The organism is Bacillus cereus group sp. MYBK139-1 (assembly GCF_051916915.1).
Lineage (GTDB): Bacteria > Bacillota > Bacilli > Bacillales > Bacillaceae_G > Bacillus_A > Bacillus_A pacificus.
Genome location: NZ_JBQAHO010000001.1, coordinates 831,497 through 844,139, shown reverse-complemented (window position 1 = coordinate 844,139; position 12,643 = coordinate 831,497). Strand labels below are relative to the sequence as shown.

Sequence of the window (12,643 nt, the reverse complement as noted above, 5' to 3'; positions counted from 1 at the left end):
GATAGCTAATGCTATCCTTATTTTAATTCATTAATCAGATCAACAATTACACTAGCAGTACTTTCTATCCTTTCTTCCGAAAAATCAAACGTGACACCTGTTTTTTCATATATTTCTTGTATATGTAGGTTCCAGTCTGCACTCGCTCCCTCTTTAAAGAAAGTAATCGCTTTTTCTGGATCCTCTCGATAAATTTGAAACAATTGCATTGCTCCTATTTGCGCAATTGCATATTCAATTTTATAAAAAGGAAACTGAACAAAGTGAAATGACTCTAACCAACTCGAACCAATTTCATCCTCTAATCCGTCAATATCGACTGATGAATATTGATACCTTTTGCATAGTTCGGCGTATTTCTTATCACGCTCTTCTGGTGTATGGTTTGGATTTGTATAGATCCAATGCTGGAATACATCTCCTGCAATTGACGATATTAATAAAGACAAAGTACGATATAATTGTACGCGCTGCACTTCTTTATATTCTTCTTCTTGCTTGTAAAAGATATTAAGCTTTTCCATTACTAGTAACTCAAGACTGAGGGAATAAAGCTCAGCCACCTCTTCACAAAGATACCTTTCCTGCATGCTACTATCATTTTTAAATTGTTTATAAAAATGAAATGCATGTCCCACTTCATGTATGAGCGCGTTAATCGCATAAAATGATGGACTAAAATTAGAATACACAAAAACCTCTTTACTATGAGGCAAGGTAAAACAAGCAGCTCCTGGTGCTTTATTTTCACGTTCTTCTACATCAATTAATCCCGCTTTTCGTATATGGATAAATTCCTCATAAAAATATAAATCTGTCTTCCGAAATATTTCTTCCACCCCATCCAATAAATCAATGGCATTTTGAAATGGAGCTTTTGATATATTACATGGAGTAAGATCCCAAGGGCGATACGTTTTTACACCGAGATTCTTTTTAGAAATACTACCTAATTTTTTCCAAATCGGTACAACATACTTTTCTATAGATTCATGGAGCTTATAGCAATCTTCAATACTATAATCTCTATTTTTTTGTTTAAAAGCATATTCACTATAATTATGAAATCCTGCATTTAAAGCGATCTCATTCCGTAATTGTACGAGCTCATTCATAATACAATCTATTTCCATTTTCACTGCACTTCTTGCTTCACATAAAGCGTACCAAGCTTTTTCACGAATAGCTCTATTAGAGGTATCTAGCTGTGCTTTAACGTATGCATACGTCTTTTGCTCTCCCTCCCAATTAATTGTTATGTTAGACATTATTTCTCTATACTTCGTAATAAGCTCTTGCTCTTTAATAGAAAGAGCAAGATTTTCTTCATTAAACATTCTACTCTTCACAAATCTTGCTTTTTTCATAAATCCATATTTCTGCTCATCTAATAAGTCAGAAAACGGACATTCTCTAAATTTCTCGTCAAATTTTGCAGTGTATCTTTTTAAAAGTGGTTGAATTATATTTTGATTATACAAATGTAAATCACGCATATTTCTGTCATCTGTATCTCTATACGTGGCGATTAAACTACTTGTTATCTCCTCTTCTACTTCAGCGGTTACACGCAGTTCATCGAAAAGCCAACTTTCTAATTCTAAAACAGAAGTAATATTTCGCTCTAAAAGTGACTGTAATTTACTTTCGAATTCATTAAGCATACACAACCCCCCCTGTAAAAATTTGAATTTTCTGTTTTATGCAGATAGAAAAAGACAAGTAGCCAATCCGACTACTTGTCTTTTTCTATCTGTACTCAATAAAATTAAGCTTGGAATGCTTCTGTTAATACTGGTACGATTTGTTTTTTACGAGATACTACACCTTTTAATGTAGCAGTGTTATTTTCTAGAGATACGTTGTATGCTTTCTCAACAACGTTTGCTGCTTTACCGATTGCAAGACCGACAGAATCGTTTGTTAAGATATCAGTTACAACAAATAAGAATAGGTCTAAACCTTTTTCTTCTACTACTGCAGAGATAACTTTTTCAAGTTCTACTTGGTGTACAAGAACGTCGTTCGTATCAACAGCGTTTACTTGTGCGATTTCAACTTTCGCATTACCCATTTGGAATTCTTTAGCGTCAAGAGAGATTAATTGCTCCATTGTTTTTCCGCTTAAGTCAGCACCAGCTTTTAACATTTCTAAGCCGTAGTTATCAGCATCTACACCAGCGATTTCCGCTAATTCACGAGCTGCTGCTACGTCCTGCTCTGTGCAAGTTGGAGATTTGAATAGTAAAGAATCTGAAATGATTGCAGATAACATTAAACCTGCAACTTCTTTACGAATTGTAATGCCGTTTTCTTTGTACATCTTGTTTAAAATTGTAGCTGTACAACCAACTGGCTCACAACGGTAGTAAATAGGATCGCTTGTTTCAAAGTTAGCAATACGGTGATGGTCAATAACTTCTAACACACGAACAGATTCGATATCGTTAGCACTTTGTTGACGCTCGTTATGGTCAACTAAAATAACGTTGTCCACTTCGTTTGCAACTGTCTCAACAAAACGCGGTCCTTCTACTTTAAAATAGTCTAACGCAAATTGAGTTTCACCGCTGATTTCGCCTAAACGTACAGGCTCAGCATTCATTCCTAATTCTTTTTTCAATTCTGCATAAGCAATTGCAGAACAAATTGCATCTGTATCTGGGTTTTTATGCCCGAAAACTAGTACTTTTTCCATGTTTTCCACCTCTTCATGAAAAGGATATCTTAAAGAAGCAAATATGACAATATTTAAAGCATAATTTTTTATAAATAATTGCACTTTCTTCTATATTTTTCATCGTTTTTCGTAAAAAAGATCATCTAAAATGAATTAGATGATCGAAATGTATATTTTATCCCGCTTTAATGTGCAGTAAGACCCCCACTGATTAAAGTTTCACTTTATTTAAAATAAGCTAGGAGCTTGCACTACATGATTTAGCGGAAAATTCGATGCCAAACCATTATTTACAAGGTTAACATCTATAACTTGATAAAATGCATTTCCAGTATCTGCGATTTCCCACACAGCTAAAATAAGGTGATATCCATTTCTATCAGTTGGTACGTTTGCTTCATGTGTTACCGAAGTTCCTGGTCTAGCTCCACCATCATTTTTTACATAGAATGGTACTAAATCTAAATCAGATCTTGTTAAAGGTTTATTTGGATTCCAATCTTTTTTCGTAATATAGTATTTCCATTCTTTCGTACTATGAGGTGCGGTTAATTTCCACTTAAATGTATTCGCGCCGCCGTTTAACGTAACTTTCTTCCACCTATCAACTGTTTGAACGTCTAAAGCAGGGAAATGACCAGCTCCTGCAATTTGTCCATCAGAAGGTCCTAATTGCGGGAATCCACCTATTCCTTCTACACTTTGCGGCTCATATTGAATTGGTCCGCAGTTTACATTTACCCCTTGCTTACATAAATAAGAACGACTCGCTGGTGATTCAACATATCCATGAGCTGAAGCTTTTTCTGAAAAACCGAAAGTTAACAATCCCGTAAGTAATATGCCACCACTTAATATAACTTTCTTCACCTTCTGTAAACCTTTCGTTTTCATCTCTTCATCCCCTTTCCCATAATAAAGCGAAAATAACTATAGTTGCCTAGTCATCTTCTCTACATCCATTATAAGTCGAGAGACCATACAAACAGAACCCTCTAAAAACTTTCTCAAATTCAATTTGTACATTAAATAAATTCAAATAACACCGCTAGAGAAATATAGACGGTGTTAAAAATGGTGGTTTATTATTTTGAGCATGATAGCTTTTTAATCGTAACTTATAAAACTTTATAATAAATAACTGTGGCATCTAAATTACCATTTGGAGAAATCGCGTATTCTGGTATTTTTCCAACTTCTTGATAGTCTAATGATTTATACAATCTATTAGAAGGGTCTCCTTCTCTCGTATCTAACACTAAAAGAGACCTATCTTCTTGCTTCGCTCGTTCCTCTGCTTTTTGCATAAGTAAACGTCCAATACCATTACGTCTAAAGTTGGGATGAGTCATTAACTTACAAATCTCGGCTCTATGAATTCCGTTAGGCTTTGTAACTAAATGTAATTGAATACTCCCTGCCAATTCATTGTTTATTTTAGCGACATATAATATCACTTCTGGCGCTAAAACAGTTTGCCAATACTTCGTTGATTCTTTTTGTTCCAGTGGAGGTAAAAAACCAATTGACGCCCCATCATCTACAACTGTTTTCAAAAGGTTAGAAAGCTCTTCCACCTCATCTTTTATTTGCTTAATCTCTTCAATTACTAAATTTTGCATTATTAATCCCCCTTTTGTTTCATTGTACCAAGTTTTAAAGAAGGAATAACAGAATACTAAAAGGAAATATATATTTAAATAGAGCATACTTTTAGAATGTATGAATGATGGAGGGATTAATCATTAGCAAAATAGGATTTGACTTAATACATCATAAGGACGACTTTGATCTTGGATATGAGGATATAGAAGCGATATCTAAGAACTGTAAATTTTCTAACTGCTCTCATACAAATGAACCACATTGCGCAATTAAAAAAGCTATTTCCGATGGAATTCTTACAAAGGAAATAATGAATAGTTATTATCGAGATAAGAATGAATTCAAATATGTATGTAATCAAAAAAACAAAACAAAAGCTATTGATTATATGAAACAATTGAAACTTTTTAGAAAATCTTAAAAATAAATAGTTGTTTCTCATTCCCACTATATTTAAGAATCTTACTTTGCTACATCACATACAAGCTAATTTTCATACTCAAATTTAATCTCACGTAAAAGAACGTTTTAAACATAAAGTTTAAAACGTTCTTTTCTATTCAATGCTTATGATTTTTCAGTTCTGTTAAACACTCTTGTACTAAAGTTACTGCTTGACTCATTGCAGCTCCACCAGCAAATGCTGCTGATACACCACACGCTTCCAGAATTTCTTTATCTGAACACCCTTGATCAAGACAACCTTTTGTATGATAAACGGTACAATATTCATCTTGCGTTGCTAGACTAATTCCTAATGCGATAAGTTGTTTTTCCCTTTTTGTTAAAGAACCCTCTTGAAAACAAGCTTGCGTGAATGCATTATATGTTTCAGCAATTTCAGGAATTTGGTTTGTAAAACTACCGATACCTTCTTTATAATGATGTAGAACGTCATTTACTGAACTATGTTGTTCGTGCGCCATTTTATTATTACCTCCATTCCAATTATATGTACCTATTGTAGTATGTGATGAAAAGAAGGCAATATACGCCACCTAAAAAGAATGAATATTCAGTTTATTATAACTACAATTTCAGACTATCATCCACTACTGATTGTTCTTTATAGTTTTTCCTTTCAATCTCTTTACTTCTTTCTTCCCAAAAAGTTAGTCCTTCAATCCCTATATTTTTAGGATCAAACACTGGATCTTTCCCTTCTTTTTTCTGTGCTTCATAATCTTTTAACACTTTTAATGCAATTTTGCTTAATAGTAGAATCGCGATTAAGTTTAACCATGCCATACTACCGATTCCTAAATCTCCAAGATTCCATAAGAGCGATGCTGATTCTACACTACCGATGTAAACCATAATTAAAAATCCAATTTTCAAAACTGGTTTTAACCAACTATGTTTAAGCTCACGATCTAAATAAGTAAGTGTCGTTTCAGCGATATAGTAGTAAGCGAGTAAAGTTGTAAAAGCGAAGAAGAAGATTGCGATTGAAATGAATAATGGACCAAACCCAGTCATAACAGTTTCAACTGCTTGTTGAGTATAAATTGGGCCAGCATCAACATTCCCTATATTTTTTACAATAGCGCTTTTCCCTTCCGGTATAACATTATACATACCTGTTATTAAAATCATAAGAGCTGTCGCTGTACATACGACAATTGTATCAATATATACAGAAAACGCTTGAACTAACCCTTGTTTTGCTGGGTGAGATACTTCAGCCGCAGCAGAGCTATACGTCGCTTCTCCAACGCCAGCTACATTTGAAAATACAGCGCGCTTTACGCCCCATGCAATTGCTGCACCGACGATTCCACCAAACATTTCATTTATACCGAAAGCACTAGAGAAGATTAAAGCAAACATACTTGGAATTTCCGTTACATTCGCAATTAATACGATACATGTAACAATTACATATCCAATTGCCATAAATGGAACAAGCATTTGTGAAACGCCTGCAATTCTCTTTACGCCACCAAAAATGATTGCTGCTAATAATAAGACTAACAATATACCCGTTATATATTTACTAATACCGTTAGAGTTTTCAAATCCCACTGCGATACTACTAGATTGAATACCTGGTAATAAAACGCCATATGAAAGTGTTACAACGACTGCTACAATGATTGCAAACCATTTCATTTTCAAGCCTTTTTCAATGAAATATGGTGTACCACCGCGATATTCATTTCCAACTTTACTTTTATATACTTGAGATAATGTTGATTCAACGAATGCACTAGCTGCTCCTAATAGAGCCATTACCCACATCCAAAATACAGCTCCAGGCCCGCCGAAAGCGATAGCTGTTGCAACCCCTGCAATATTACCTATTCCGACCCTACCTGATAAGGCTAAACAAAATGCTTGAAAGGATGAAATTCCCGTCTCCGAGCTCTTCCCTTCAAATAATAGTTTAATCATCTCTTTAAAATAACGAATTTGTAGAAAACGAGTTACAATTGTAAAATACACACCTGCCCCTAATGCGAAAACAACTAAGCCTATACTCCATACTTGCCCTACTAACCACTCTACTAATTGATCCATTCAAATCCCCCTTATCATTCTTTTGAAAATTATTTTATATGTAAGAAAACGGACAACTATTATTAAATCTTCCAGTTGTCCGCCTATCTCATTATTTCATTCCTCTATTTATTAACAGTTAACTTCTCTATTACTTTATATTTACCCAAACACTCTTCACTTCTGTATAGTTATCAAGCGCATATGAACCTAACTCACGGCCGATACCAGATTGTTTAAACCCACCAAATGGTGCCGCTGCATTTTCTAAGTTATAATCATTAATCCATACTGTTCCTGCCTTTAACTTATTGGCAACTTGATGTCCTGTTTTAATATTTTGTGTCCATACGCCCGCTGCAAGCCCATATGACGAACGATTTGCTCTTTCGATGACTTCTTCCGTTGAATCAAATGGAAGGATAACGACAACAGGACCGAAGAGTTCTTCCTTAACTATCGTCATATCGTCCGTAACATCTGTGAATACTGTTGGCTGTACAAAATAACCTTTTTCAAATGCACGTTCACCACCAGCAGCAACAGTCGCGCCTTCAGCTTTTCCTTGTTCAATGTAATGTAGTACACGCTCTTGTTGCTTTTTAGATACGAGTGGACCCATTTCCGTTTCCTTCTCCATACCTGCTCCAAGTTTCACGTTATTCGCCATTTTTACTAGTTCATTTACAACTGTTTCGTAATGTTTTCGGTGAACGAACACGCGAGATCCAGCACTACAATTTTGGCCGTGATTATACATAATACCTTGGAATGCGCCGTTAATCGCTTCTTCTAAATCAGCGTCTTCTAAAATGATATTTGGTGATTTACCACCAAGCTCTAACGTTACATGTTTAATTGTTTCTGCAGATTGACGCATAATATATTTTCCTGTAACTGTTGAACCTGTGAAGGCTACTTTATCAATATCATGATGGTTTACAATTGCAGCTCCCGCTTCAGGGCCGAAACCTGGCACAAAGTTTACAACACCTTTTGGAAAACCTGCTTCTTTAAAAAGTTTCGCTGTATATAATAACGATAAAGGCGTTTGTTCTGCTGGTTTTAATACGATCGTACAACCTGTCGCTAGTGCAGCTCCCATTTTCCAAGAAGACATAACGAGCGGAAAATTCCAAGGAATAATTTGTCCTACAACGCCAACAGGTTCATGGCGTGTATAATTTAAATAATCTTTTGAAATCGGAATTGTTTGTCCGATAATTTTCGTAGCCCATCCCGCATAATAGCGGTAATTTTCTACAGTCGCTGCAATATCATCATCCAGTGCTACTTGATATGGTTTCCCGTTATCTAAAGCTTCTAACTGCGCCAATTCTTCTCCATGCTCTTCAATTAAGTCTGCTAATTTATAAATAAGATGTGCTCTTTCAGCAGTAGTCATTTCTGCCCAAGGTCCTGATTCAAATGCAGATCTTGCCGCTTTTACTGCGACATCAATATCTTCTTCTTGTGCTTCGCATACGACAGCTAAAACATCTTCAGTTGCTGGATTGTATGTCTCAAATGTCTTTCCACTAATTGAAGGAACAAATTCACCATTAATAAACATTTTAATTTCTTCATTTAAAAACGCTTTCACTTTTGGTTTTAGTTCAATGTTTTTCGTTAACATATATGCTCTCCTCCTTATTTAAACAGCTGCATGAGCTGCAATTTTTGAAATAATCATTTGAAGCTTTTGATCCTCTTCTTCAGTTAATCCGAGTCTCGGATAGCGAGAAGGCCCTCCAGCTTGCCCGTGTAATTCCATTGAGCGTTTAACGATTTGTACATATTTTCCGGACCCTTCAAGAAACTCACAAAGAGGTAAAATCGCATCGTTTATTTCCCAAGCTTTTTCTAATTCACCATTTTGGAAATGCTCATACATTTTCGTAACAAGTCCCGGTACGATATTACCTGCTACTGAAACCCAGCCCGTCGCACCAACTAAATAAGATTCCATAACTAAATCTTCAGATCCACAGAATACTTGAAAAGCACCTTCGCCTTGTCTTACTAAATCTCTTGCTTTTCGAATATCTCCGCTAGATTCTTTAATATGTGTAACATTTTCACACTCTTTTCCAATACGTAGCATGAGTTCTGTACTCATATCAACACCAGATGTAAACGGGTTATTGTATAACATAATTGGAATATTTACAGCGTTTGAGATTTCTTTAAAATGAAAATATATTTCCTCTTCTTTCGGTTTACAATAATACGAATTTATAATTAATGCACAATCCGCTCCATGCGCTTCTGCATGTTTCGTATATTCAATCGTCTCTTTCGTCGTCTCCGCAGCAGTTCCAACAATAACTGGAATACGACCATCAACTTCTTTTAATACTGTTTCTACCATTTTAAATCGTTCTTCTTTTGACAAACTCACAAACTCTCCTGTGCTTCCGTTTATAATAATGCCAGCCACTTTTTGCTCAATAAAGTAGTTTACATTTTGTTTTACACCGTTCCAATTAATTTCTTGAAACTCATCCATCGGTGTGATTAATACTGGAAATGCCCCTTTAATTTTTTTCATATTTGTCTCTCCCTTTACCATTTTATTTTAATAAAAATCCTGTCGGAAACGGATCTGTAGAGTCTAATAGAAACGTCTGCATCCCTGTAATAAAACCTCTACTTTCAAAACGGAAAATGTAACCCAGTTCTTCCTTTTTCACTTTTTCAACTGTTATAAAACTATTACATATACTTTCATTTATAAAAGGTTTATCCGCTATATAATCATTTTTAAATAACGCGTGAACATAAGACACAATAGTAGAAACAAAACCTGGCGATCGTACGATAAAGTTATCTTCATGAAAGGTAATCGACTTTATATTGTTCTTTTCTTTTTGCGAAGAATCTACTAAAATAAGCCTTTTTATTAACGACTGTTTTTGTATAGCTTGTAGTGTACTTTCTCCCCATTTTTTCAATTCAGAAATGTTTTCAATATGAATTTCTGGTGAATACGCATCTTTTTCTACAACTGCGTATACTTTATCTGCCTGTATGAGAGAGTAACTTATATTTTCAACTTGTAAATTTTTCTCAATCATATAACATAATTTACTTTCAAACGAAACAGATACAACTTCATCATTCTCTACATACGCATGGACTGAAAATATGCCAGATAACGTTTCGATTTTGTATTGATTCGTCTCTCTCTTTTTTAAATACCCACTTTCTAGTAACATCGTTATGACTGCGACAATACCTCCGTAATGAAGAGGTATTGACCCTTCATGATTAAAAAACAATACAGCTGCATCAACTTCCGTATGAATAGAAGGAACGACGATACATCCATTTAAACCGATAAAACCACGTGGTTCATTTAATAAAAGCTGCATTTCTTCTGCTAATTCACCTGAAAATTGTTCGTTTAATTGTTCTAAATTGTAGTAGTACTTGCATGGTACATCTTTTATTACACGGAATGCCTCGCCATTTACGTGTACGTCTACTGCTGTATACATTTTTTGAATGTTCATTTTACATCCTCCGTTTCATGTTCCATCGGCGGAATTAGCAAAAAGCCTTCTTTCAGTGGATCCTTTTCATTGTAAAAAAATCTATGCATCCCCATAAGCCAAGCTGAACCTGTAATTTTCGTTACGACCGCTTCAATATTTTCAACATTTGTCGTATTTATGACACACCCTTTAAATAAAGAACCAACGATACTCTCATGAACAAACTCTTCATCAATCTCAATTTTTTGATTCGCATATAATACCGCTAACTTCGCTGATGTTCCTGTACCACATGGAGAACGATCAATTCCTCCAGGCGGAACGACAACTGTATTTTTTACATGAGCGCTTTCATGAGTAGGATCTGTATAAAATTCAACATGGGTTAATCCTCTAATAAACGAATGCTCTGGATGAATGATTTCAAATTTCTCATTAATGATATTTCTTATATGAATTGCCTTATCTATGATTGTAGATGCGTTTTCTGGTACTAACTCTAACCCTACTGATTTCGCATCGATAATGGCATAAAAATTCCCTCCATACGCAATATCAGCCTCTACAGTTCCAATGTCTTCGACGTCTACTGTAATATTTTTCAGTAAAAAAGCTGGAATGTTACAAAAGGAGACTTCTTTCGCTTTTCCATCTTGAACAGAAATATTTACTTCAACTAAGCCGGCGGGCGTATCTAACTTTAGCGAAGTAATCGGTTCAACTACCGGAATTAAACCTGATTCAATTAAAGCTGTACATACTCCAATTGTATCGTGGCCACACATCGGTAAATATCCGCCTGTCTCTATGTATATAACACCAATATCTGCTTCAGGATGACATGGATCTGTTAATAGTGCTCCTGACATTACATCATGACCACGCGGTTCATTCATTAACAATTTGCGAATCCAGTCATACTCCTTTTTCATATGTAACATCTTCTCTGCCATCGTCTCTCCTATTAACTTAGGCAGGCCGCTAATCACTGTTCTCGTTGGATTCCCTCCCGTATGTGTATCAATCGTTGTAAATACTCTTTGTGACCTCATCCGTTTAACACCCTTTCTGTAAAACGACTCAAACGAAGTGGTTCAATAGGAATGATTGTTTCTTTTTCGTTTAATAACTCTTCAATCACTTTTCCTGTAACTGCAGCAAGACTAATGCCATCCCCTTCATGCCCTGCCGCTATAAAGTAGTTCGGGATATGTTCCACACGTGAAATGATCGGCAAATGATCTTCTGTCCACGGGCGTAATCCAGCATAGGAACGAATCACCATCATATCCGCCATTTTTGGATAAAAACGTATCGCTCTATTCGCAATGCATTTGATAACCTCGTTGTTTATCTTCGTATGAAAACCTACAAACTCTCTACTACTACCAATTAAAAAATTTTGGCTTTCTGTCGGCTCAAATACAAGGGCTACCCCATATTTTTCAGTTAAAGCATCCACTTTTCGTTGTCCGCCAAATTTAGAAATTAAATAACCAAATTCCATTACTTTACGGCAACCAACGTGTTGTTGCCTTGAAGCTACAATAATATGCCCTTTTCTCGGTTCAATTGGGATATTTACATCCAACATTTGTCCGATTTTCGGAGCCCACACACCCGCTGCGTTCACCACTTGCTTCGCAGTAAACGTCCCATTTGTCGTTTCTACAATAAATGAACCGTCTATATCTCTTTTCATTTCTTTTACTTCCGTATGATTAAAAGCTTTCGTACCAAATTTCTTCGATTCTGCAAGAAGTGAAAAAGCAAGAAGATATGGATTTACAGTCGAATCCGTTGCGCATTCTAACCCACCTAATAAATCATCTGCAAAAAATGGCGATTCCGCTCTTATATCTTGCCTATCAAGCATTCGAAACGGTAAACCAGCTTCTTTTTGGCGATTCACCCATTGCTGCGCTGCTTCCATTTCTTCGTCTGACTCACATACGAGAATACTTCCTGGCGCCCTATATTCAAATGAGTGCTCTAACTCTTCACTTAAATCAGTTACTAATTTTTGACTTACTAACGACATTTGACTATCAAACCCTGGGTCTTTATCAATAGCCAAAATATTTCCGTCACATCGTGAAGACGTCCCACTGACAAATTCTCCTTTTTCAATAATTGTTACGTCTCTTCCGTATTTTGAAGTGTAATAAGCGATAGAACAGCCAATAATACCACCGCCTATTATTAAAACGTCACAGTGCCTCACGTAGCATCCTCCCTCCTTTTTACTCCCTCACTTTCTTTTATGCAATTGACGTGCCAACTGTACATATATACACTTTTCACAAAAAATATTTTTATTTGTAAAAATATTTTAAATTTATCGTAAATAGGTGTATTATTT

At 35.5% G+C, this 12,643-nt stretch carries 12 protein-coding genes; 1 reads left to right on the top strand and 11 read right to left on the bottom strand.

The genetic code is table 11. The features are described from left to right. Positions 1 to 17: 17 nt before the first annotated feature. The 4 genes from ACTFRS_RS04265 to ACTFRS_RS04250 all read right to left on the bottom strand — a co-directional run bounded on the left by ACTFRS_RS04265 (position 18) and on the right by ACTFRS_RS04250 (position 4,302). Positions 18 to 1,664, bottom strand: coding sequence for a M3 family oligoendopeptidase (locus ACTFRS_RS04265; RefSeq protein ID WP_440024170.1), 1,647 nt, complete (start codon positions 1,662 to 1,664; stop codon positions 18 to 20). Between the two features lie 104 nt (positions 1,665 to 1,768). Beyond that, a complete protein-coding gene (ppaC, locus tag ACTFRS_RS04260; RefSeq protein ID WP_242293360.1) occupies positions 1,769 to 2,698 on the bottom strand; it encodes a manganese-dependent inorganic pyrophosphatase in 930 nt (309 codons plus the stop codon). 210 nt (positions 2,699 to 2,908) lie between these two features. Next, entirely contained in the window at positions 2,909 to 3,574 is a 666-nt protein-coding gene (locus ACTFRS_RS04255; RefSeq protein ID WP_242293359.1) for a lytic polysaccharide monooxygenase, read from the bottom strand. A gap of 224 nt (positions 3,575 to 3,798) precedes the next feature. Then, a complete protein-coding gene (locus tag ACTFRS_RS04250) occupies positions 3,799 to 4,302 on the bottom strand; it encodes a GNAT family N-acetyltransferase (RefSeq protein ID WP_016717707.1) in 504 nt (167 codons plus the stop codon). A 107-nt stretch (positions 4,303 to 4,409) separates the two neighbouring features. Between ACTFRS_RS04250 and ACTFRS_RS04245 the strand changes: the two genes are divergently transcribed. Then, entirely contained in the window at positions 4,410 to 4,706 is a 297-nt protein-coding gene (locus ACTFRS_RS04245) for a hypothetical protein (RefSeq protein ID WP_000398675.1), read from the top strand. A 139-nt stretch (positions 4,707 to 4,845) separates the two neighbouring features. On the opposite strand, the gene ACTFRS_RS04240 is transcribed toward ACTFRS_RS04245, so the two are convergent. From ACTFRS_RS04240 to ACTFRS_RS04210, 7 genes are all read right to left on the bottom strand, one after another. After that, complete coding sequence (locus ACTFRS_RS04240; protein ID WP_011040414.1) at positions 4,846 to 5,283, bottom strand: carboxymuconolactone decarboxylase family protein; 438 nt, start codon at positions 5,281 to 5,283, stop codon at positions 4,846 to 4,848. A gap of 31 nt (positions 5,284 to 5,314) precedes the next feature. Further along, positions 5,315 to 6,805: an alanine/glycine:cation symporter family protein gene (locus ACTFRS_RS04235; RefSeq protein ID WP_139865840.1), complete on the bottom strand. Its 1,491-nt coding sequence runs from the start codon at positions 6,803 to 6,805 to the stop codon at positions 5,315 to 5,317. A 130-nt stretch (positions 6,806 to 6,935) separates the two neighbouring features. Next, positions 6,936 to 8,420 carry an aldehyde dehydrogenase family protein gene (locus ACTFRS_RS04230; RefSeq protein WP_242293357.1) on the bottom strand — a complete coding sequence of 495 codons (1,485 nt, stop codon included), beginning with the start codon at positions 8,418 to 8,420 and terminating at the stop codon, positions 6,936 to 6,938. Positions 8,421 to 8,438: 18 nt separating this feature from the next. Next, positions 8,439 to 9,356 carry a 4-hydroxy-tetrahydrodipicolinate synthase gene (gene dapA / locus ACTFRS_RS04225; RefSeq protein ID WP_242293356.1) on the bottom strand — a complete coding sequence of 306 codons (918 nt, stop codon included), beginning with the start codon at positions 9,354 to 9,356 and terminating at the stop codon, positions 8,439 to 8,441. A gap of 1 nt (position 9,357) precedes the next feature. Further along, positions 9,358 to 10,299, bottom strand: a complete 942-nt coding sequence (locus tag ACTFRS_RS04220) for a proline racemase family protein (protein WP_431084659.1) — start codon at positions 10,297 to 10,299, stop codon at positions 9,358 to 9,360. Continuing rightward, a complete protein-coding gene (locus tag ACTFRS_RS04215) occupies positions 10,296 to 11,333 on the bottom strand; it encodes a proline racemase family protein (RefSeq protein WP_139865844.1) in 1,038 nt (345 codons plus the stop codon). The genes ACTFRS_RS04220 and ACTFRS_RS04215 overlap by 4 nt, the downstream gene beginning before the upstream one ends. Beyond that, the gene (locus ACTFRS_RS04210) at positions 11,330 to 12,505 is read right to left on the bottom strand and encodes an NAD(P)/FAD-dependent oxidoreductase (protein WP_139865845.1); all 1,176 of its coding nucleotides are present in this window, start codon (positions 12,503 to 12,505) and stop codon (positions 11,330 to 11,332) included. Before ACTFRS_RS04210 ends, ACTFRS_RS04215 begins: the two co-directional genes overlap by 4 nt. Between the last annotated feature and the right edge of the window lie 138 nt (positions 12,506 to 12,643).

Bases quoted from the DNA above. Each gene is read 5' to 3' on its own strand.
- ACTFRS_RS04220 (WP_431084659.1), bottom strand. From the start codon at position 10,299: ATGAACATTCAAAAAATGTATACAGCAGTAGACGTACACGTAAATGGC.
- ppaC (WP_242293360.1), bottom strand. From the start codon at position 2,698: ATGGAAAAAGTACTAGTTTTCGGGCATAAAAACCCAGATACAGATGCA.
- ACTFRS_RS04235 (WP_139865840.1), bottom strand. From the start codon at position 6,805: ATGGATCAATTAGTAGAGTGGTTAGTAGGGCAAGTATGGAGTATAGGC.
- ACTFRS_RS04255 (WP_242293359.1), bottom strand. From the start codon at position 3,574: ATGAAAACGAAAGGTTTACAGAAGGTGAAGAAAGTTATATTAAGTGGT.
- ACTFRS_RS04250 (WP_016717707.1), bottom strand. From the start codon at position 4,302: ATGCAAAATTTAGTAATTGAAGAGATTAAGCAAATAAAAGATGAGGTG.
- ACTFRS_RS04265 (WP_440024170.1), bottom strand. From the start codon at position 1,664: ATGCTTAATGAATTCGAAAGTAAATTACAGTCACTTTTAGAGCGAAAT.
- ACTFRS_RS04245 (WP_000398675.1), top strand. From the start codon at position 4,410: ATGGAGGGATTAATCATTAGCAAAATAGGATTTGACTTAATACATCAT.
- ACTFRS_RS04215 (WP_139865844.1), bottom strand. From the start codon at position 11,333: ATGAGGTCACAAAGAGTATTTACAACGATTGATACACATACGGGAGGG.
- dapA (WP_242293356.1), bottom strand. From the start codon at position 9,356: ATGGTAAAGGGAGAGACAAATATGAAAAAAATTAAAGGGGCATTTCCA.
- ACTFRS_RS04230 (WP_242293357.1), bottom strand. From the start codon at position 8,420: ATGTTAACGAAAAACATTGAACTAAAACCAAAAGTGAAAGCGTTTTTA.